The organism is Anaerofustis stercorihominis (genome assembly GCF_024623185.1).
Taxonomy (GTDB): Bacteria; Bacillota; Clostridia; order Eubacteriales; family Anaerofustaceae; genus Anaerofustis.
Window position 1 is genome coordinate 47,424 of the sequence record NZ_JANJZK010000005.1, and the last position, 20,366, is coordinate 67,789.

The 20,366-nt window shown below is 31.9% G+C and carries 20 protein-coding genes; 12 read left to right on the forward strand and 8 right to left on the reverse strand.

The features are described 5' to 3' along the window. The first annotated feature begins 7 nt into the window (after positions 1–7). The 11 genes from thiI (at position 8) to NSA01_RS04290 (ending at position 7,559) form a co-directional block, all read left to right on the forward strand. Positions 8–1,162, forward strand: a complete 1,155-nt coding sequence (thiI, locus tag NSA01_RS04240; RefSeq protein ID WP_257480268.1) for a tRNA uracil 4-sulfurtransferase ThiI — start codon at positions 8–10, stop codon at positions 1,160–1,162. A gap of 86 nt (positions 1,163–1,248) precedes the next feature. Further along, positions 1,249–1,734: a MerR family transcriptional regulator gene (locus NSA01_RS04245; protein WP_257480269.1), complete on the forward strand. Its 486-nt coding sequence runs from the start codon at positions 1,249–1,251 to the stop codon at positions 1,732–1,734. Positions 1,735–1,812: 78 nt separating this feature from the next. Beyond that, positions 1,813–1,989 carry an alpha/beta-type small acid-soluble spore protein gene (locus NSA01_RS04250; RefSeq protein ID WP_242648090.1) on the forward strand — a complete coding sequence of 59 codons (177 nt, stop codon included), beginning with the start codon at positions 1,813–1,815 and terminating at the stop codon, positions 1,987–1,989. Between the two features lie 163 nt (positions 1,990–2,152). Further along, on the forward strand, positions 2,153–2,497 hold the full coding sequence (locus NSA01_RS04255; protein WP_257480270.1) for an STAS domain-containing protein: 345 nt from the start codon (positions 2,153–2,155) through the stop codon (positions 2,495–2,497). Beyond that, complete coding sequence (spoIIAB, locus tag NSA01_RS04260; protein ID WP_257480271.1) at positions 2,484–2,945, forward strand: anti-sigma F factor; 462 nt, start codon at positions 2,484–2,486, stop codon at positions 2,943–2,945. Before NSA01_RS04255 ends, spoIIAB begins: the two co-directional genes overlap by 14 nt. Further along, the gene (locus NSA01_RS04265; protein WP_257480272.1) at positions 2,938–3,690 is read left to right on the forward strand and encodes a sigma-70 family RNA polymerase sigma factor; all 753 of its coding nucleotides are present in this window, start codon (positions 2,938–2,940) and stop codon (positions 3,688–3,690) included. Before spoIIAB ends, NSA01_RS04265 begins: the two co-directional genes overlap by 8 nt. Positions 3,691–3,753: 63 nt before the next feature. Then, positions 3,754–4,200, forward strand: coding sequence for a stage V sporulation protein AC (gene spoVAC, locus NSA01_RS04270; protein WP_257480273.1), 447 nt, complete (start codon positions 3,754–3,756; stop codon positions 4,198–4,200). 3 nt (positions 4,201–4,203) lie between these two features. Continuing rightward, positions 4,204–5,220: a stage V sporulation protein AD gene (gene spoVAD / locus NSA01_RS04275; RefSeq protein ID WP_257480274.1), complete on the forward strand. Its 1,017-nt coding sequence runs from the start codon at positions 4,204–4,206 to the stop codon at positions 5,218–5,220. An 11-nt stretch (positions 5,221–5,231) separates the two neighbouring features. Beyond that, positions 5,232–5,588 carry a stage V sporulation protein AE gene (gene spoVAE / locus NSA01_RS04280; RefSeq protein ID WP_007049257.1) on the forward strand — a complete coding sequence of 119 codons (357 nt, stop codon included), beginning with the start codon at positions 5,232–5,234 and terminating at the stop codon, positions 5,586–5,588. Positions 5,589–5,682: 94 nt separating this feature from the next. Next, positions 5,683–6,543 carry an alpha/beta fold hydrolase gene (locus NSA01_RS04285; protein WP_257480275.1) on the forward strand — a complete coding sequence of 287 codons (861 nt, stop codon included), beginning with the start codon at positions 5,683–5,685 and terminating at the stop codon, positions 6,541–6,543. 128 nt (positions 6,544–6,671) lie between these two features. After that, on the forward strand, positions 6,672–7,559 hold the full coding sequence (locus tag NSA01_RS04290) for a tyrosine-type recombinase/integrase (protein WP_257480276.1): 888 nt from the start codon (positions 6,672–6,674) through the stop codon (positions 7,557–7,559). 435 nt (positions 7,560–7,994) lie between these two features. On the opposite strand, the gene NSA01_RS04295 is transcribed toward NSA01_RS04290, so the two are convergent. The 8 genes from NSA01_RS04295 to NSA01_RS04330 form a co-directional block, all read right to left on the reverse strand. Further along, positions 7,995–11,030 (reverse strand): type I restriction endonuclease subunit R, encoded by a 3,036-nt coding sequence (locus NSA01_RS04295; RefSeq protein ID WP_257480277.1) that lies wholly within the window; start codon positions 11,028–11,030, stop codon positions 7,995–7,997. Between the two features lie 18 nt (positions 11,031–11,048). Beyond that, positions 11,049–11,747, reverse strand: coding sequence for a type I restriction enzyme endonuclease domain-containing protein (locus NSA01_RS04300; RefSeq protein ID WP_257480278.1), 699 nt, complete (start codon positions 11,745–11,747; stop codon positions 11,049–11,051). 198 nt (positions 11,748–11,945) lie between these two features. Beyond that, on the reverse strand, positions 11,946–12,308 hold the full coding sequence (locus NSA01_RS04305; protein ID WP_257480279.1) for an FRG domain-containing protein: 363 nt from the start codon (positions 12,306–12,308) through the stop codon (positions 11,946–11,948). Between the two features lie 40 nt (positions 12,309–12,348). Next, positions 12,349–13,518, reverse strand: coding sequence for a restriction endonuclease subunit S (locus NSA01_RS04310; protein WP_257480280.1), 1,170 nt, complete (start codon positions 13,516–13,518; stop codon positions 12,349–12,351). Further along, positions 13,508–15,013: a class I SAM-dependent DNA methyltransferase gene (locus tag NSA01_RS04315; protein WP_257480281.1), complete on the reverse strand. Its 1,506-nt coding sequence runs from the start codon at positions 15,011–15,013 to the stop codon at positions 13,508–13,510. The genes NSA01_RS04310 and NSA01_RS04315 overlap by 11 nt, the downstream gene beginning before the upstream one ends. Before the next feature lie 116 nt (positions 15,014–15,129). Then, positions 15,130–17,274, reverse strand: coding sequence for a Tex family protein (locus NSA01_RS04320; RefSeq protein ID WP_257480282.1), 2,145 nt, complete (start codon positions 17,272–17,274; stop codon positions 15,130–15,132). Between the two features lie 803 nt (positions 17,275–18,077). Further along, entirely contained in the window at positions 18,078–18,419 is a 342-nt protein-coding gene (locus tag NSA01_RS04325; RefSeq protein ID WP_257480283.1) for a branched-chain amino acid transporter permease, read from the reverse strand. Further along, positions 18,412–19,116 (reverse strand): AzlC family ABC transporter permease, encoded by a 705-nt coding sequence (locus NSA01_RS04330; protein WP_257480284.1) that lies wholly within the window; start codon positions 19,114–19,116, stop codon positions 18,412–18,414. The genes NSA01_RS04325 and NSA01_RS04330 overlap by 8 nt, the downstream gene beginning before the upstream one ends. Positions 19,117–19,229: 113 nt before the next feature. On the opposite strand from NSA01_RS04330, the gene NSA01_RS04335 reads away from it, so the two are divergent. Continuing rightward, positions 19,230–20,291 carry a tyrosine-type recombinase/integrase gene (locus NSA01_RS04335; protein WP_257480285.1) on the forward strand — a complete coding sequence of 354 codons (1,062 nt, stop codon included), beginning with the start codon at positions 19,230–19,232 and terminating at the stop codon, positions 20,289–20,291. Positions 20,292–20,366: the final 75 nt, after the last annotated feature.

Sequence of the window (20,366 nt, forward strand, 5' to 3'; positions counted from 1 at the left end):
AAAATTTATGAAGAAAATGATAATGGTAAAGTATGGGGAAATAAGTCTTAAAGGACTTAACAGAAAATACTTTGTAGATTTACTTGCAAAGAATATAAGACTTTCTCTCAGAAAATTTGAAAATATCAAAGTACATACGATACAAAGCAGGATCATCGTAAGCGGTTATAACAATGAAGACGAGGATAAAATAATCGAAAGGCTTAAAAAAGTTTTTGGAATAGTTTATTTGACAAAATGCTACGAAGTCGAAAAAGATATGGACAAAATCAAAGAAGTGGCTTTGATGGTAATGAAAGAAGGCGGATATAAGACTTTTAAGGTCGAAACAAAAAGAAGCGATAAGAAGTATCCTTTAAAATCCCCTGAAATAAGCAAAGATGTGGGAGCATATGTACTTATTAATACTGAAGACTTAAAAGTCGATGTGAGAAACCCTGAAGCGGTTTTAAAGGTGGAAATAAGAGAGAATGCATATGTTTATGCGGGAGATATAAGATGTAATGCTGGGCTTCCCGTGAACTCAAGCGGTGTCGGAGGACTTCTTTTATCCGGCGGACTTGATTCTCCCGTTGCGGGATATTTGATGAACAAGAGGGGTATGAAAATCGTTGGACTTCATTTTCACAGTTATCCTTTTACGAGTATGGACGCAAAAGAAAAAGTCAAAGATTTAGCGGAAGTTTTAAGCGATTATAATATGGGCATAACTCTTGTAAATATCAGTCTTACCAAGATACAAGAACAGATAATATCTAACTGTGAAGGCGAATATCTAACGGTAATACTTAGAAGATTTATGATAAAAATCGCAAACAGACTTAAAAATAAATTTGATTTGAAGGCTCTTATTACCGGAGAAAGCTTGGGACAAGTGGCATCGCAGACAATAGAAGGTATCTCTTGTACAAATGAATGTTCCGCTCTTCCGATTTTAAGACCTCTTATAGCTTATGACAAGACCGAAATAGTAGATATTTCCAGAAAAATCGATGCTTATGATATTTCTATCAGACCATATGAGGACTGCTGTACGATATTCGTACCCAAACATCCCATAATAAAACCTAAATTATCCAGAGTTTTGGAAGAAGAAGCAAAGTTAGACGTGGAAGATTTGATTGAAGAAACGATAAATGATATAGAAATAATAAAATTATAAATTTAAACTGAATAAACGACAAATTTAGGCTTATTTTTTAAATTATTTGGAGTAATATATATAAAAACTGTTTAAGGAGTAGAGTTTTGAAATATACTATTACACAAGCATCCAATATTTTAGATTGTAAGCCTTATTTATTAAGATTTTATGAAGACGAATTCGAACTTCAAATCCCCAGAGGCTCGAACAACAGAAGATATTATACAACAAAGGAAATCGACATATTTCGTTACATAGAAGCCTTAAAAGGCGAGGGAAAAAGAAATAAAGAAATAAAAGAAACTCTTCATAGTTCAAAAAATGAAATTATTTTTGAAGAAATCGAAGAAGAAAAACCAAAAGAAGAAGATAATAATATTACGTGCCTAATAAAAACGATAAATTCTTTACGTGAAGAAATCGAAAATTTAAAGCAGCAGGACGCATTCAAACAAAGGGACGAACTTATAACCGAAAACGCAAGACTAAAAATGAAATTAAAAGAAAAATCATATGAATTATCGATTTTAAAAGAAAAATATAACGCTCTAAAGCAGGCTAAAAAGCGAAGTTTATTCAAATTTGAATAACAGGCAGAACTTTCCAGTGTATTTTTGTTTCAAAAGTCCATAATAGAATTATAACACTTATAAATGGAGGTGAAACAGATGAACAACAGAGAAGCTAAAAAAGGCTTAGACCAATTTAAGAAACAAGTTGCTAGCGAACTTAGCATTAATCTTCAAGATGGATATAATGGTAATTTAACTAGTAAAGAAGCCGGTTCTATCGGTGGTGAAATGGTTAAAAGAATGGTTGAATCTTACGAAAATTCAATGAAATAAGTAAGATAGCATTTGTATGATATAAAAAGGAAGCAGATAATCTGCTTCCTTTTTTATTTTTAAAAATGATTAAACATTTGGATTTAACCCTAAATTTTTCAAAATTCTACATGCATATTTTGGTACTATCATGTAGGCAAAAATAATATAGAGAGGTTAAATCATGAATTTTGAAATAAATATAACAGGTAACACTCTGACTGTCAAAATCAAGGGTGATTTGGATGATCATGTTACTTTGGATTTAAGAGAAAACATCGATTACGCATTATGTAAAAAAGAAATAAAAAATTTGATTTTTGATTTAAGTGAACTTACCTTTATGGACTCTGCGGGTATAGGACTTTTTATGGGAAGATATAAGAAAATATCTGCTGAAAACGGAAAATGCGGTTTGGTCACAAAAGATAAACAAATTATAAAAATACTTAGGATGTCTGGAATACTTTCGATTTTTGATTTATTTAATACATTAGAAGAAGGGATAGAAAAATATGAAAATAGGTAATAAAGTAGATAATTTTTTAAATGTTTCGTTTAAAAGCATATCCGAAAACGAATCTTTGGCAAGGCTTATCATTTCAAGTTTTGTACTTCCGTTAAATCCGACTATAGATGAGCTAAATGATATAAAGACCAGTGTATCGGAAGCGGTGACAAATTCAATAATACATGCATACAACAATGAAGATAATCATTTGATAACAATGGAAGCATTTATAAAAGAAAGAGAAGTTACGATTAAAATCATAGATGACGGAGTTGGTATAAAAGATATAGATCAGGCTAAGGAACCTTTATATACTTCAAAACCCGAACTTGAAAGATCCGGACTTGGCTTTACTATAATGGAAAGTTTTATGGATGAGCTAAGTATCACATCAAAAGAAGGCGACGGGACTACTTTAATAATGAGTAAAAAAATTTCTAATAGGAACAATACATATAATGAATAGCGAATCTGCAAAAATTGATTATTTTTCAGATGAGATAAAAGAACTTATAGTAAACGCACAAAACGGAGATAAAAATTCTTTAGAAGAACTGACTGTTATAAACACACCTCTTATAAATTCCATACTTAAGAGATATCTTTCATATTCCATAAGCTATGATGATTTGTTTCAAATCGGAGCGATAGGACTTATAAAGGCGATTAAAAGATTTAGTTTTGAATTCAATACTAAATTTTCAACCTATGCGGTATACGTCATAAACGGAGAATATAAAAGATATTTCAGAGATGAAGGAATAATAAAAGTAGGAAGAAATTTAAAGACTATTTATTTAAAAACAAAGACAATCAGAGAAGATTATGTAAAGAAAAACGGTGTGGAACCGAGTATAGACTATTTAAGCGAAAAAATCGGAGTTTCATCGGAAGATGTATTGATGGCTCTGGAAGCTTGCAGACAGCCGGAAAGTCTATCTAAAGAATTAAATACCAATGAAAATACTCCTATTTTATTAATGGATAAAATAAAAGATGAGAACGACAGCAATGAAAAGATAGTTGAAAAGCTAGATTTGAAAAATGCTATTATGAACCTTGAAAAAAGAGACAGGCAGATAATAGTGCTTAGATATTTTAAAAATAAAACTCAAAAAGAAGTAGCCGAAGTTCTGGGACTTTCACAGGTGCAGGTATCCAGATTAGAGAAAAAAATAATAGAAAATATGAAAAAAACTTTCGAAAGTTAAATTTTTGAAAGTTTTTTTGTTTTTCGGGGAAAATAAAATAAATTTTTATTTAGGAGTTTATAAATGGAATCAAATAAAAAAAATATCAAAGATTATCAAGAAGTCGTTAAGAAAAATAAACCCACTCCCAATAAGAGTCATTTATATATGTCTTTTATTGTTGGGGGGATCATATGTATGATTGGTCAGTTTATCAATAATTTCTTTTCTAGAAGGGGCTTTTCTATGCTTGAAGCCGCAAATATGACATCAATCGTAATGGTCTTTTTAGGTTCTTTATTAACTGGACTTGGATTATATGACAATATCGGTAAAAAAGCCGGAGCAGGTTCTATCGTTCCCATAACCGGATTTGCAAACAGTATAGTATCAAGTGCAATGGAATTTCAAAAAGAAGGCTACATTTTCGGTATGGCAGCAAATATGTTTAAGATCGCGGGACCTGTAATAGTGTTCGGAGTTACTTCAAGCTCTGTTGTGGGACTTATATATTTTATTTTAACGAGGTAAGAGATGAATAAAAAAATAGGAAGACAAAGTTACAAATTTGGTAAAAGGATATGTATAAGAGACACAAGGTCGATAGCAGGTCCCGTCGAAAGTCAGGGACCTTTGAATAGTTATTTTCATGAAACATTTGAAGATGATTTACTTGGGCAGGATTCATTTGAAAAAGCCGAGCACCAAATGTGTCTTAGAAATATCTTATCTTTACTTGAAACAAATCAATTAAATGAAACCGATATAGATATTTATATCGGCGGAGATCTATTAAATCAAATCATTACTACAAATCTAACAGCAAGAGACCTTAAGATCCCTTACTGGGGACTTTATAATGCTTGTTCTACTTTTGTGGAAGCAATTCAGGCAGCCGCAGTCCTTCTTGACGGAGATTTTATAAACAGAGCAGTAATAAGTACGGCAAGTCATTTTTCTACCGCAGAAAGACAGTACAGGTTCCCTTTGGAGCTTGGTACACAGTCTCCTCCAAGTGCACAAAGGACCGTAACCGGTTCCGGGGCAATGATTTTGGAAAAGAGCTGCCTGGAAGGGCCTTTCGTTACTCATATGACAATAGGTAAAGTCATGGACTTCGGTCAAAGTGACCCCAATGATATGGGAAGTGCAATGGCGATAGCCGCTTGTGACACGATTATGACACATCTAGAGGATTTGGATGTGAGTGCGGAAGATTATGACCTTATCGTTACGGGTGACCTTGGCGAAGTCGGATATAATATCACAAAAGATTTCTTAAAGAAAAAAGGTGTGAATATAGAAAACAAATATAAAGACTGCGGTATGCTTGTTTACGACATAATAAATCAGGATGTTATGTGCGGCGGAAGCGGTGCGGGATGCAGCTCTACGGTCTTTACGAGTTACTTTTACAATAAGCTTAAAAGTAAAGAATTAAATAAGATTTTACTTGTGGCAACGGGAGCATTATTAAGTCCGATTTCAACCGGACAAAAGGAAAACATTCCTTGTATAGCTCATGCGGTAACAATCGAGAATTCTAAATAAAGGAGATAATAATGGATTATTTATATGTATTTATAACCGGAGGGATACTATGTTTGATTGCTCAAATCATCATGGATAACACTACACTCGTTTCGGGACAGATTTTAGTTATATATATTGTTGCGGGAGTAATTTTAACTGCTCTTGGGCTATATGAACCTATAGTAAAGTTCGGTCAGGCAGGTGCTACGGTTCCTCTTACCGGGTTCGGATACAGTCTTGTTAAAGGGACTATATTTGCGGTCAAGCAGGACGGGCTTCTGGGAGTACTTACCGGACCTCTTACTGCAACGGGAGGCGGAATTGCTGCAGCAATAATATTCGGATATGTATTTGCGGTCATATTTTCTCCTAAAACCAAGAAATAAAATAAAAGAGATGTCGAACAAGATGTCTCTTTTTTTTATGTTATTTGGTTTAAAAAATGTTATAATGGACTTAATTTGATAAAGGATAATTAATATGAAAAGCATATATAAAACCAAAGAAGGAAAGAAAAAGTGCCTTGAGTTATACAATAGACAGCTTGAAAAATTAGGAAATCCTTACGAAGATATTTATGTAAATACTTCATTTGGAAAAACACATTTGGTAAGGACCGGGAATAAAGTCGGGAAACCGTTATTGGTATTCCACGGAGGGAATTCCAGTTCTGCTTACAATTTGCTTCTATGTAAATTCCTGCTTGATGATTTTAATATTTATGCGGTAGATATAATAGGTCATCCGGGGAAAAGTGATGAGGTGAGCTTATCTTCAAGGGGTTATTCTTACGGGGAGTGGGCAAGTGAGTTAATAGATAAGCTTGAATTTAAAAAGATGAGATGTTACGGTGGTTCTTTCGGCGGAGGAGTACTGGCTAAATTGATGTGTGTCAGTCCCGAAAAGGTGGAAAGATGTGTCCTGGAAGTCCCATCGGGAATAAATAATGCCTTTCCGATAAGCAGTGCAAAAATGATGATACCTTTGATAAAATATATTATTACAAAAAATGAAGATTTTATAATAAAAACAGCTATGTATATGACAAACGGAGAAGATATAATAGATGAAGATACAAGAGATATATTAAAAGACAGTTTTGACAATGTAAAAACAAAAGTGGCAATGCCAAGCAATGTAGATAAAAAACGAATGCAGAATTTTAAATCTCCTGCGTTCATTTTGGCGGGAGAGTACGATTGTTTGTTTCCTTCAAGAAAAGTATTAAAAAGAGCAAAAGAGATAATTTCTGATGTTAGGCTATATGAACTGAAGGGCAGGGGACATATGCATCTTCTGACAAACAAAGAAAAACAAATGATAATAGATTTTTTGAAATAAAAAAATATAAAATTAAAAATAGATAAAAATTTTTATAACATATATTATCTTATAGTATATAAAAATCAGATTTAACAAGAAAGATACTTCACAAAATAAATATTTAGTGAAGTAAATAGGGTAGTGGAATGAATAGTTTTGTGATAGAAGAGTATTTAAATGATTTAAATATAAATGAGAATTCTAAAAAGGGGTATTTGTACGATTTAAATACCTTCTTTTTGTTTATTAAAGAAAGGAATTCTTATAATAATTCCAATGATTTGGATAAAGAATTGAATTTATTTAAAAGCATTAATAATATTGATATGTACGCTTACGTAAATCATTTAAAATCAACACTAAACAATTCCGAAAAGACTATTGCAAGAAAAATATCTGCAGTAAAAAATTTATATAAGTATCTAAACAAAAAATATTCTTTTTCAAGCGAAGTCGTAACTTTTAAATTCAAATATGACAATACTAATTTTAACAATGAAGTACTAAATGATAAGCAAATCAAAGATTTAATTGAATATACCAAAAGTCATGAACCGATCAAAAATCAAATCATAATATTTTTAATTTTATTTAACGGACTTACGGTGAAAGAACTAAAAAATATAAAAATCAAAGATATTTATGAAAATTCTATACTAATCGATAATAATGGTGAAAACAAAAGAATAGTTAAAATAAATGACGCTCTGAGAGCCATTTTAAGCGACTTTTTAAAATCAGTCGACCAGTTATACCTGTTAAACGGACGTAATAATAAGCCGATTACAGAAAGACGTATTCAGGAAGTAGTAAAAAATGCACTTTGTAAAATAGGTATAAACAAGAGAGGTATATCTACCGGGATACTAAGGAACACCTCTGTAAAGATGATAAAAGAGTATAACTCCGCAGGCTTTATGGATATAAAAAATTTCCTTGGGATAAAGACAGATAAACAAGTGGAGAAGTATTTAAAAGACAGCAAAGAATTAAATGAACTTGATATGAATAAAAATCCCTTCAGTAAATTTTAAACCAACGATTAACAGTGTAGAAAATTTATAAAAAAGAAGATAATTAAGATATAAATAAATATAACGAAGAGAATAATTAAATTATTTAAATATAATTTATTATAAGTTAAATGGTAGGAGTAATATAAAAAGATAACAATAATAAAGTTAAAAACAAATAATTATCAAGAATCAAAATCTAATATCGGCGGGAACCATTAATAACAAAGGCATTAGCTTTATATTAAAATATACTTATTATATAATTAAAATATGTTTAAGTTTTTGTTAAAGTTGTCTTTAGCGGAAAGTTAAATTAATATATTATAACATCAATGCGTATTCCCCTAAAAGTAAAACGGTTCGCTAAAGAACCGTTTTTTATGTTTGTTGCTATTTAGGTTTTGAAAATTTTAATATTGAAAAGTCGGACAATACTTTACCTTATAAATCCGTTTATAAATTATCTGCCCACATTTCACATTGAGACATAACTGTTTGAACAGCATCTTCCATTCCTTCAGGTGGATATTTATGTTTCCTTAGAAGTCTTTTAATAATCATTCGCATTTTTGCTCTTGCCGATGCTCTCATTTTCCAGTCTATGGTTTTATTTTTTCTTAGGGTTTCAGTGAGTTCTTTTGTGATTGTTATAAGTTCATCATTTTCATAAAGATCTTTTATTGCATTTGGTTTTGTTAGTGCATCGTAAAATGCTAATTCATCTACTGTCAGACCCATTTCATCTCCTTCTTTTTGAGCTTTTGAAATTTCTCTTGCAAGTTTTAGCATCTCTTCTATAACTTCTTCATTTGTTAGCATTCCGTTTAAATATGAATTTAATGAACGTTTTATTATTTCACTGAATTTTTCTGATTTAACTATATTTGTTCTTTTATATACAGAAATTTGTTCATTAATTAATTTTTTCAAAAGTTCTATTGCAAGATTTTTTTCAGGCATTGCTGCCACGTCTTTAAGGAATTTTGGATCAAAAATTGAGAATTCTTCTTTTATATCAGAAAATAAGTTAATTACTCCACTGGTTTTTATTGAATGTTTTAATAGTTCGTTTATTCTGGTGTTCATTTCTTTTAAAGATATTTTCTTACCTGTTCCGTTGTCATTTAGTCGTAAAATGAATACTCTTACCGAATCGAAAAAACATGCTTCTATTCTTTCATTCTTAGGAACTATGGAAGAACAAAGCGACAATGATTGGCTTAGAATCAGTGCTTCTTTCATAAAAGATTCTTTATTTTTTAACCTCGTTCTGTCCATTATAAAGTTTACGGCACCGCTTATTGTTTTTGCTTTTTCAAGTTCGCTTTCTTTTTCAAACTTTGTATAATCGAATTTATGGAATATATCCCTGCATACTTCAAGTTTTTCTGCAAATTTCGGATAAGCTACTTTTGAAATATCGGTTTCGCCATAATTTTTCCTATCTCTTGGAGTATAATCGCTCATTGCTTTTTTTAACGCTCCGGCAATACCTATATAATCGACTATAAGTCCCGCCACTTTATCTTTATATACCCTATTTACTCTGGCAATTGCCTGCATTAAGTTATGCCCTTCCATTGGTTTATATATATACATTGTAGAAAGAGACGGAACATCAAATCCCGTAAGCCACATATCGACAACTATTGCTATTTTTAAAGGGCTTTCATTGTCTTTAAATTCCTGTGCAATCTTATTTTTATGATTTTTATTACCTATAATCTCACGCCATTCTTCAGGGTCATTGTTTGTTGAAGTCATTACAACCGCAACTTTATCTTTCCAATCCGGTCTGAGTTTTAGTATTTGATTATATATTTTCATTGCAATCGGACGGGAATAAGCAACAATCATTGCTTTACCGGTAAGGAGATGTTCTCGGTTGTTTTCGTAGTGGTCAATAATATCCAATGTTAAAGAAAGGATTGTTTTATCATTTCCCAATATTTCATCTAACTTTCCAAGTTCATGCTTGCTTTTTTCTATTACTTCCTCATCTGCATTCGATGCCATTTTGTCGTATTCTTTATCTATCAGTTTTAAAATATCATCATCAAGATTTAATTTTAAAACTCTGCTTTCATAACAAATAGGTTTCGTTGCATCATCTCGAACGGATTGCGTCATATCGTATATATCTATGTAATTACCGAATACTTCCTTTGTGCTTCTGTCTTTTTGCGAAACAGGAGTTCCCGTAAAGCCGATATATGTAGCATTTGGAAGAGCATCTCTAATTATTCTTGCCGTTCCTATTTTTAGCTTTCCTGTCTTAGCGTCCACTTTTTCGTTAAGCCCATACTGTCCCCTATGTGCCTCATCTGCCATTACGATAATATTTTTTCTGTCACAAAGAGCTTCGCCTGTTTCTGTGAATTTTTGCATTGTCGTAAAAAATATACCGTTTGCTTTTCTTCCTTTTAACAGTTCTATTAAATTTTCCCTGCTTTCTGCTTGTATGGGTGTTTGTCTTAAAAAGTCTTTACACTTTGCAAATTGAGAATACAGCTGATTGTCAAGGTCGTTTCTGTCTGTAATAACAACGATTGTAGGGCTATTTAAGGTTTGATTGATAAGTTGAGCATAAAATACCATGGATAAAGACTTTCCACTGCCTTGAGTATGCCAAAAAACTCCGCCTTTTCCGTCTGTATCAGTTGCATTGATAGTTGATTTTATCGCTTTCTTTACTGCAAAATATTGGTGATATCCTGCTAAAATTTTATAAGATTTTACGACTTCGTTTGAAAAGCATATAAAATTCTTTATTATATCTAAAAGTCTCTCTTTTTCAAACATTCCTTCAAAGAATGTATCAAACTGAGCGTGTTTTCTGTTTTCATAATCTCCGTCTTTACTCTTCCATTCCATAAAACGGTCTTCTCCTGACGTTATGGTTCCCGCTTTTGATATTACTTGGTCGCTTATAACGCAAATTGCATTATATACAAATATTGAAGGTATTTCTTTCATATAGTTTTTAATTTGTCTGTAAGCGTCTGTTACGTTAGTTTCTTCTCTAGACGGAGACTTAAGCTCTGCAAGCACTACGGGCAGCCCATTAACAAATAGAATTATATCAGGTCTTTTTTCGCTGTTTTCAATAAATGTCCATTGATTGGCAATGATAAAAGAGTTATTGTCTGCATTGCTATAATCTACAAGATAAACGATAGAAGATTTTTCTTTTCCGTCTACAAAATATCTTACCGGAACACCGTTTTGCAAATAGTCCATAAAAACAGAGTTTCTTTGTACAAGCTCCCCGTTTTCTATGTTTTTTAATTTGAATATGGCATCATTTATTGCTTCCCTCGGCATGTTTTTATTGATTTTATATAAACAGTCAATAAGCACATCTTCATATAACGGATTGTTTTTATCTCTTTCGGTTTTAGGTCCGTATATGTATTCATAACCTAAATTATCGGTAAACAATTCTATTATTGATTTTTCGTAGTCGGATTCGGTGTAGAATGCTGACATTTTTATTCCTCCAATTTATCAATCATTTAGTCTATTATTATAAAAATTTTTGACTTCAGTAATTATTGCTTCTAAAATTGCCTCAGCTTGTTCTGATAATTTTATTGTATCAGGGTAATTTTTTTTATAAAATTCTTTTATTTTAATTTTAATTTTACTTTGTATACTTTCTTTACAATACCAATCTACTGTGAAATTATTTTGAATTATATTTTTAATATCTCGAATATCTTTCTTTTCTACAATATTTTTTAATATTTTTTCTATATTTTCTATAATATAGTCATTAAGTTCGGTATCATTGCTATTTGCATATATATACGACTTATTATCATTCTCAGCTTTTTCATATTTAATAAAGCTTGCAACAAATTGTGTATTTTCTTCATTTATATCTCTAATATAATTTAATTGATGTTCCAATTCAGGAAATAATGTAGCTTCATTTATATTATATAGATCTAATTCTTTTAAAATTTCTTCTTTATTATCTCCTTTTATGAAAAAATATTGCTCTGAAAATTGATTTTTTAAACTTCCTTTTGTTTTATTTATAATACTATTTCCAATTTCTTCATTAATATTTACTGAAAAAAAGCTTGTTAATAAAAATACTCCATTTTGTTTAATTAATCTTTCATTTGTATATGTAGGTATTACCATATAATTTGTTTGAATAATGTTGATAAATTTATCTAAGCCTTGTTGTGATGACATAAAATAATTCATATCCGTTTCACTAATAATATTGTCTGTATTTAGTTTAGTTAATAAAGAAGTAATATTATTTTCTTTAGATAAATCGTAACTTGCTAAACTGGAAATAATTTGTACATCGTTATCTGTTGGTTTTGAGGGGTAAAATTGGTCAGTATAATATATTATTCCATTCGGTTCCTTTTTTATTATTTCCGGTTATTCTCCATGTATTTTACAAGCAAAATACAAAGCAACTAAAGGATTGGTTGTCAAATCCAATAGTCTTGTACACATTCCATAATGTTGATATTTTGCCATTATATCAAATTTGTTATCAAACCCCTTAAATTCATTGGGAATTTTTTGTAACGGTATTTGCATAAGATCATGTTCAATACTTAACATGTCATTTCTAAAAATACTTGGTTCTATATCCCAAAAGTCAACCTCTTGTCCTCTAAAATATATTTCTTGTGATTTTCCAGCATTTTCTTCTTTTAATTCTTTTATTTTATTTATAAATGTACCTACTGAATCAATTTCATTATCTTCATTTGTTTTTATTTCTTCATGTAACATAATTTCTTATAAATACTTTCCTTTCTCATAGAAATATATTTTAAACTTTAATATCAGAAACATCAATTTCACCGTTCATTAGTTTTGGTAAGAGAGTGTCTCTAAGTTTCGTTAAATTTCTATTTTCAATACGATTTGTTATAATTAAATTATAGATAGGTTTAAGCATATTATTAATATTTTTATAGTCAGAGATACATGGAATAAGAACTTCTGATTTTGCAAGTTCTTCTCTCTTAATATGTCCCATTGTTGTAGCCATAGCAGATGCAAACGCAATAAATTTATTTAAATGATATTTTGTCCAAGAATAATAAAACCATTTATCGTACTTTGTAGAAGTAACTTTAAACAAATGTTGATTTAATCCACATTTTCCCCCACACCAGAAATCAACAAGTAAGCTTCCTGACCAAGAAAAAACTACATCTCCATCATTAACAATATATTCAGGCTTTATATTAGGAGAGCATAAATCACTATTATTATCGCACACGCCTTGTCTAAGTTCTTTAATTTTTAAAACAGGAATTCCAATTTCATTATCTAATGGACGATATTTTTGCATTGCAAGACCATTGGTATAATCTGCAATATCAAGTAGAGAAGCTTTTACCCAACCTTCTGGAATTTTATCAACATTAATAAACCATGATTTAAAAATCGCTTTAGCCTGCTCTTCCAAATTCTCATTTATTTTATTGTTTAATTCTATTTTGTCGTCTAATTTTGATAGAATATCAACTATCTTGTTTTGAGTCTGTATAGTTGGAATATATATATCAAAGTCTTTCACAATATCTGTTTTTAAGTTTTGAAATACACTTCCATTTGCCTGATTAACAAGTTTTAGACGAATATCTATAAACTTATAGTAAAGAAAGTCTCGAGTTATCCCCCTATAATTTGAAAAGACCAACCATCCGTCGTGAACACACGCTGTGATTTTCATAATCTTTGGCAATCCTGGTGTAGCACTATTGGATACAATCAAAGTTTCAGGTTCAACTTTGACTGATTTATTGATACCATCGTCAACTATATATTCATTTGTTTTGCTCAAATATCTAGAAGAGTCTGATGTTGCATCGGCAATTTTTACCCAAGGCATACCAATATTACTTAAAAACTTATGAATAGGTCTTGGTGATGCACCTCGTCTTATATCAACTACATCTCCAATTTTTTTCCTTTCCCACTTACACTTCATACCCAATCCCCTCCAAGTTCTTACGTATTTCTTCTTCAAGTTTATGGGACTGTTTAAACATTTGAGATAATTCTTCCGTAAGTCGTTTCATTTTTTCTTCAAAAGGTTCGTCGTCTTCTTCGCTTTCTTTTATTCCAACATATCTGCCGGGTGTTAAAATATAATCTTGTTTCTTTATTTCTTCTAAATCTGCTACGTGGCAAAATCCTTTTTTATCTTCAAGGGTTCCGTTTTGGAATGCTGAAAATGTATCAGCAAGTTTTTTTATGTCTTCATCTGTAAAGTCTCTGTGTTTTCTGTCTACCATATACCCCATGTTACGGGCATCAATAAATAAGGTTTTTCCTTTTTGTTTTTTATTTCTTGTTATAAACCAAAGAGTAACGGGAATTGTTACGCTGTAAAATAACTGTGTAGGCATGGAAATAATACCTTCCACAAGGTCTGCTTCAATTATATTTTTTCTTATATCCCCCTCTCCCGATGTCATGGAAGATAAAGCTCCGTTTGCAAGGACTAAACCGATTTTTCCGTTTGGTGCAAGGTGATGTATCATATGTTGTATCCAGGCATAGTTGGCATTACCTGCAGGAGGTGTTCCGAATTTCCAACGAACATCATCCTTTAATTTATCCTGTCCCCAGTTTTTAAGGTTAAAAGGAGGGTTTGCCATTATAAAATCCGCTTTAAGGGTTTTATGCAAATCATTAAAAAAAGTATCTGCATGATAGTTTCCAAGGTTTGCATCTATCCCTCTTATTGCCATGTTCATCTTCGCCATTTTCCATGTATCCGCATTGGATTCCTGTCCGAATACGGATATTTCCCCTCTGTTTCCGCTGTGTGCACTTACAAACTTTGCACTTTGAACGAACATTCCGCCCGAACCGCAGCAAGGGTCATATACACGGCAGTTTTGAAAAGGTTTTAATATTTCAACTATTGTTTTAACTATGCTTGCAGGGGTATAGAATTCACCGCCCTTTACTCCCTCATAAGACGCAAACTGAGCTATACAGTACTCATATGTCCTTCCAAGCAAATCCTTGCTGTTATCGGTATCACCCATATCCATATTTGTAAATAAATCAACAACTTCTCCCAAAACTCTTTTATCAAGGTCGGGACTTGCATAGCTTTTCGGTAAAACATTTTTTAAGGTTTTATTTTCCTTTTCTATTATATCCATGGCTTCATCAATAACGCTTCCTATTTTAGGTGTATGTGCATGCTTAGCAATATTATCCCACCTTGCTTCTTCGGGAACAAAGAAAACATTTTCCATTATATAAGCATCCTTATCGTCTTCAAAGCCCTCTCCCTCCTCAACAAGTTCATTGTATCTGTTTTCAAATGCACTTGATATGTAACGAAGGAAAATAAGCCCTACTATTACTTTTCTATATTCAGCGGCGGGAATATGTCCCCAAAGAACACAAGCTGCATTCCATATTTGTTTTTCAAATCCTAAATTTGCATTATTGATTTCTGACATTTTATATCTCCTAAAAATAAATTACATATTTATAAAACTTTCGATAAATTCTATTTAATTATATCATATTTTTTACTATAATAAACAAAAAAGCCGTGATATAACACGGCTTGATTTTACCTTATCATCGAAAGTGAAATCCTATTCTTATCTTTATTTACATCTAAAACCGTCACTTCAACTATATCCCCCGTCTTTAATATATCGCTTGGATGTTTTATGAATGTATTTGATATTTGAGATATATGAACCAGACCGTCCTGATGAACTCCGATATCAACGAATGCTCCGAAATCCACGACATTCCTAACCGTTCCTTTTAATTTCATTCCCACTATCAAATCTTCCATTTCCAAAACATCGCTTCTCAGTATCGGAGCAGGTATGTCTTCTCTTGGGTCTCTGCCCGGTTTGATGAGTTCTTTTAAAATATCCTTGAGTGTCGGGATACCTATTTCACATTTTTCCGCTATATCACCTAAACCTATCTTTTTAGCTTTTTCTTCCAAATCGGATATGTTATCGGTATTTATCTCTTTTAAAGTATGCCCTGTCAGTTCCAGTACCTTTTTAGCCGCTTTATAAGTCTCCGGATGTACTCCGGAATTATCCAATGGATTTGAACTCTCCGCAACTCTTAGGAAGCCCGCACATTGTTCATAAGACTTTTTACCAAGTTTAGGGACTTTTAAAAGCTCGGAACGTTTATTATATATCCCATTTTCTTCTCTGTAAGTGACTATATTCTTAGCTACAGCACTGCTTATCCCCGCAACATATTCAAGCAAAGAGACAGAAGCTGTATTAAGATCCACACCTACGCTGTTTACAACGCTTTCTACCACGCCTGTCAATGCTTCATTGAGTCTCGCCTTTGGCATATCGTGCTGATACTGACCCACACCGATACTCTTCGGATCTATTTTAACAAGCTCTGCGAGAGGGTCCTGAAGCCTTCTTGCAATAGATACTGCACTCCTTAGTGCTACATCGAAATCAGGAAACTCTTTCGCCGCAAGTTTTGAAGCGGAGTATACCGAAGCACCAGCTTCGTTTACTATCATGTAAGCTACGTCCGTTCCCTTTATCGTATCGGCTACAAATTTCTCAGATTCCCTTGAGGCAGTCCCGTTCCCGATAGATATTATCTCTACGTTATACTTAGCTATCAAGGCTTTTATTATCTTTTCCGATTCTTCTATTTTATTATGAGGAGGAGTAGGATATATAACTGTAGTATCCAATACCTTACCCGTACCGTCTACGACCGCAATTTTACAACCCGTTCTGTAAGCAGGGTCTAAGCCTAAAGTCACTTTGTTTTTTACCGGAGGCTGCATTAAAAGCTGTCTTAGGTTAGTAGAGAAAGTCTTTATTGCTGATTCGTTGGCAGTATCTGTCAAATCATTTCTGATTTCTCTTTCTATAGAAGGAAATAATAGTCTGTCAAAAGCGTCGATACATGTATCTATAATATATTTATATGCACTGCTTTTGTGGTTTTTAACGATATGCTTATGGATTATATATAGAGCTTGTTCTTTATCTACGCTTATCCCCACTTTTAAGAAGCCTTCTTTTTCGCCTCTGTTAAGTGCAAGTACTTTATGTCCAGCAAGTTTTTTGATACCTTCGCTGAAATCGTAGTAGGTGGCGTAAACACTGTCTTCATCTTTAGCGTTTTTACTTGCTATTTTTCCTCTTTGACGTACAAATTGCTTCAATTCTTTTCTTATACTTGCATCATCGGAAATACTTTCCGCGATTATATCAAGAGCACCTTTTATGGCTTCTTCTTCGTTATTTACGCCTTTTTCTTCATTGATATAATCTTTTGCAAGTTCAGTGATATCACCTAAGTCTGCCTTTTGAGAAATTATCAAGTCCGATAAAGGTTCCAGTCCTTTTTCCTTTGCAATGGAAGCTCTGGTCTTTCTCTTTGGTTTATATGGTCTGTATAAGTCTTCTACCTCTGAAAGCGTCTTTGCGTCATCTATGGATTTTTCAAGTTCTACTGTCAGCTTTTCCAAAGAAGCAATAGATTTTTTGACTTCCTCTTTTCTTTCATTTAAGTTTATCAAGTAATTTAGTCTGTCTGTTATCTCTCTAAGGAGCTGATCGTCCATAGAACCTGTCAGTTCTTTACGATACCTTGCTATAAAAGGAACTGTATCCCCTTTGTTTAAAAGTTCAATAACATTTTCAATATGTTTTTTGTTTTGATTAAATTCACTTGCTAAAGTTTCAATTATCTGCTGCATTTTATACCTCTTTATTTAATATTATTACTTCACTAAATAAATATTTTGTGAAGTGTATGCTCTATTTTATAATAAGTAATAATTTATAAATTTATTTATTCCAAGATTATTATATTCTATTTTTAATATTTGATAATTATTTTCCTACCAAATATCTGTTTTTAAATGTAATTTTAAAAACTCTTATTTTTTACAAATAACCTTTTCTACTCTTCCCTATTTTTACTAAATATTGTTTTTGTTAATTCGTAATTTATTTAATTTCTTTATTATATAGTAATTTACGTACCCTAACATTTTAGAATTAATTGAATATCTTCTCTCAGAGTAACACAATCAACTATATTTTAAACGTTCTTTTTAAAACAGTTTAACGCTTTTATTTTTTGGATTTTAGTATAAAAAGCTATTTTATATATTAGAAATAATCAATAAAGAACATTCACATTTTTCTTTAAGCATAGTAAATTGATCAATAGTCATAAAAATTATCTACCTAAAAAAGTAATTGCTATTATCTTTAAAATTTATTTCTTTATACTAACTAAATAGTTATTTTATATAATTAGTATAAGGAATAATACCATAGTTGATTTAATATTCCTTGCATTAAGCCTCTGTGCCTCGCTATAACATCATTTAACCGCTTTTGCATAGATATCGAATTAAAAATTTAATAAAATCTAAACGTTCTTTAACACATTAAATAATATAATTTTTAGTTTCTATGCTATGGATATATAGGCAATGCTTAATCTTTGATATAAGTTATTTTTATTTTAAAATAAAAATAATTTACCTTATTACACAAAAACCGCCTGAACCAATATCATATACACTATTGTAGAACCGAATATGCTTATAAAGTTATTTCTCTTCCATATGTGAAGTCCCACTGCTAAAATTACTCCTATTATTTCGGGGATACCGTAAGGATAAACTATTAACGACATATCCTTTAAGCAGTACACCAAAAGCATTATCATCATAGCCGGAGGAAGGACTTTACCTAAATATAGTATAGTATCGCCGGGTTTCTTATCTTTTCCCGAGAAAAGGACAAAAGGGACAGCTCTTGTTATAAATGTAATGATACACATGATCCCAATCGCCAAGAGCCCTTGAATCAATGTATACTTATTCATCCAGTATCCCCTCCTTTTCTTCCCTTTTCTTATCTAATAATAAAAGAGTTATTATCCCTATGATTGCCGGTATCATCATATTATCAGCACCGAAAATAACAAGTGATAGGATACCGCAAAAACCTCCTATGAAAACAGGAGTCTTGTCTTTTAAATTCATCCACTGTTCTACACATAATACACAAAATAAGGCTATCATGGCAAATGAAACCCCGTTGGTATTGATATTTATGATAGAGCCTATAGTCGCACCCAGTATAGAGCCTATTATCCAGTAACTCTGGTCTAAGATACTTATGTAAAAATAATATTTTTCCTTGTCATGTTTCACACTCTCCGGAACGGTGGAAGAAGTCAAAAGTGCATATGTCTCATCTGTCAAGGCAAATATCATATATAACTTTTTAAAGAAACTTATACCTTTGAAAGGTTCGATTAAAGAAAGTCCGTAGACCATATGTCTGAAATTCACGAAAAAGCTCATCAGAGCAACACTTATAAGGCTCATGCCGCCTTGAAACATAACGACTGCAAGATACTGAAGAGTTCCCGCATATATGGTAAGGGACATTCCCCCTGCCCAAATAAAATTAAGACCGATGCTTTGTATCATCAGTCCGAATGCAAAACCAATGGATAGATATCCAAGAAGTACCGGCATAGTAACCTTAAATGCCTCTTTAAATGTCTTATTCATTCTACACCCCTAATACTATCAATTTATCAAACTTTTACCATTATACCACATAAAACTTTGAATTTTAAGAGGATTGTAATATAATTAGATATATTATTTATATAGGAGTTAACATGGCCGATTATACAAAAGAAGTCTCAAACAAACTTAATATAAAACTGAGAGAAGAAATAAAAGAGCTTCCAAGCTTTGCAAATGCATTCTTCAGAGGTATAACAAACAACACCTCCATAAAGACAAGGATTGCATACGCTATGGATATTAAAATCTTCTTTGAATATCTGATAGAAAATCATCCCCTATTCACTCATTTAAAAGATATAAAAGATATTTCTCTGAGTGATTTGGATAATATAAAAGCAGTGGATTTGGAAGACTTTACCGAATATCTCTCATATTACACAAAAGAACATTATAAGAATGAGAACAGTAAAGTCCAGCTTTCCAATTCCAACAGAGGAAAAATGAGGAAACTTTCAACTCTTCGTTCTTTCTATAAATACTATTTTAAGAAAGAAATGATAAAGACAAACCCGACTGTCCTCGTTGACCTTCCGAAGAACTATGAAAAGCCTATCATTAGGCTGGAACCGAACGAAGTGGCTAACCTTTTGGATGAAATAGAAAGCGGAAAAAGCCTTACTCCCGCCCAGCTTAAATATCATAACAAAACCAAAGTAAGAGACTTAGCCATCGTAACGCTTCTTGTCGGTACGGGTATACGTATAAGCGAATGTGTGGGACTGAATGTAAACGACGTGGATTTTGACAATGACAGCTTTGTTGTTACCAGAAAAGGCGGAAACAAAGCCATACTTTATATGCCTGAAGAAGTAAGAGAAGCTCTGCTGAGATATTTAAAAGAGACAAGAGACAAAATTGATACGGAGGAAAGTGCCCTATTCTTATCCCTTCAAAATAAAAGGATGACTCAAAGCAGCATACAAAAGATGTTAAAGAAGTATACGAAGATAGTGGTACCCCTTAAAAATATCTCACCCCATAAACTTAGAAGTACCTACGGGACCAATCTATATAAGGAAACGGGAGATATATATCTTGTGGCAGATGTTCTCGGTCATAAAGATGTCAATACAACCAAGAAACATTACGCGGCAATAGAAGAAGAAAGAAGAAAAATAGCGGCAAGAGTAACCAAATTAAGAGATGATTAAACTAAAAAAGACCCGGGTAAGGTCTTTTTTAGCGTTTACTATTGATTGATAATTTATATATTACCCATATATTAA

Coding starts and splice junctions, on each gene's coding strand:
- thiI (WP_257480268.1), top strand. CDS start 8: ATGAAGAAAATGATAATGGTAAAGTATGGGGAAATAAGTCTTAAAGGA.
- NSA01_RS04250 (WP_242648090.1), top strand. CDS start 1,813: ATGAACAACAGAGAAGCTAAAAAAGGCTTAGACCAATTTAAGAAACAA.
- NSA01_RS04255 (WP_257480270.1), top strand. CDS start 2,153: ATGAATTTTGAAATAAATATAACAGGTAACACTCTGACTGTCAAAATC.
- spoIIAB (WP_257480271.1), top strand. CDS start 2,484: ATGAAAATAGGTAATAAAGTAGATAATTTTTTAAATGTTTCGTTTAAA.
- NSA01_RS04265 (WP_257480272.1), top strand. CDS start 2,938: ATGAATAGCGAATCTGCAAAAATTGATTATTTTTCAGATGAGATAAAA.
- spoVAC (WP_257480273.1), top strand. CDS start 3,754: ATGGAATCAAATAAAAAAAATATCAAAGATTATCAAGAAGTCGTTAAG.
- spoVAD (WP_257480274.1), top strand. CDS start 4,204: ATGAATAAAAAAATAGGAAGACAAAGTTACAAATTTGGTAAAAGGATA.
- spoVAE (WP_007049257.1), top strand. CDS start 5,232: ATGGATTATTTATATGTATTTATAACCGGAGGGATACTATGTTTGATT.
- NSA01_RS04285 (WP_257480275.1), top strand. CDS start 5,683: ATGAAAAGCATATATAAAACCAAAGAAGGAAAGAAAAAGTGCCTTGAG.
- NSA01_RS04290 (WP_257480276.1), top strand. CDS start 6,672: ATGAATAGTTTTGTGATAGAAGAGTATTTAAATGATTTAAATATAAAT.
- NSA01_RS04295 (WP_257480277.1), bottom strand. CDS start 11,030: ATGTCAGCATTCTACACCGAATCCGACTACGAAAAATCAATAATAGAA.
- NSA01_RS04300 (WP_257480278.1), bottom strand. CDS start 11,747: ATGTCATCACAACAAGGCTTAGATAAATTTATCAACATTATTCAAACA.
- NSA01_RS04305 (WP_257480279.1), bottom strand. CDS start 12,308: ATGTTACATGAAGAAATAAAAACAAATGAAGATAATGAAATTGATTCA.
- NSA01_RS04310 (WP_257480280.1), bottom strand. CDS start 13,518: ATGAAGTGTAAGTGGGAAAGGAAAAAAATTGGAGATGTAGTTGATATA.
- NSA01_RS04315 (WP_257480281.1), bottom strand. CDS start 15,013: ATGTCAGAAATCAATAATGCAAATTTAGGATTTGAAAAACAAATATGG.
- NSA01_RS04320 (WP_257480282.1), bottom strand. CDS start 17,274: ATGCAGCAGATAATTGAAACTTTAGCAAGTGAATTTAATCAAAACAAA.
- NSA01_RS04325 (WP_257480283.1), bottom strand. CDS start 18,419: ATGAATAAGTATACATTGATTCAAGGGCTCTTGGCGATTGGGATCATG.
- NSA01_RS04330 (WP_257480284.1), bottom strand. CDS start 19,116: ATGAATAAGACATTTAAAGAGGCATTTAAGGTTACTATGCCGGTACTT.
- NSA01_RS04335 (WP_257480285.1), top strand. CDS start 19,230: ATGGCCGATTATACAAAAGAAGTCTCAAACAAACTTAATATAAAACTG.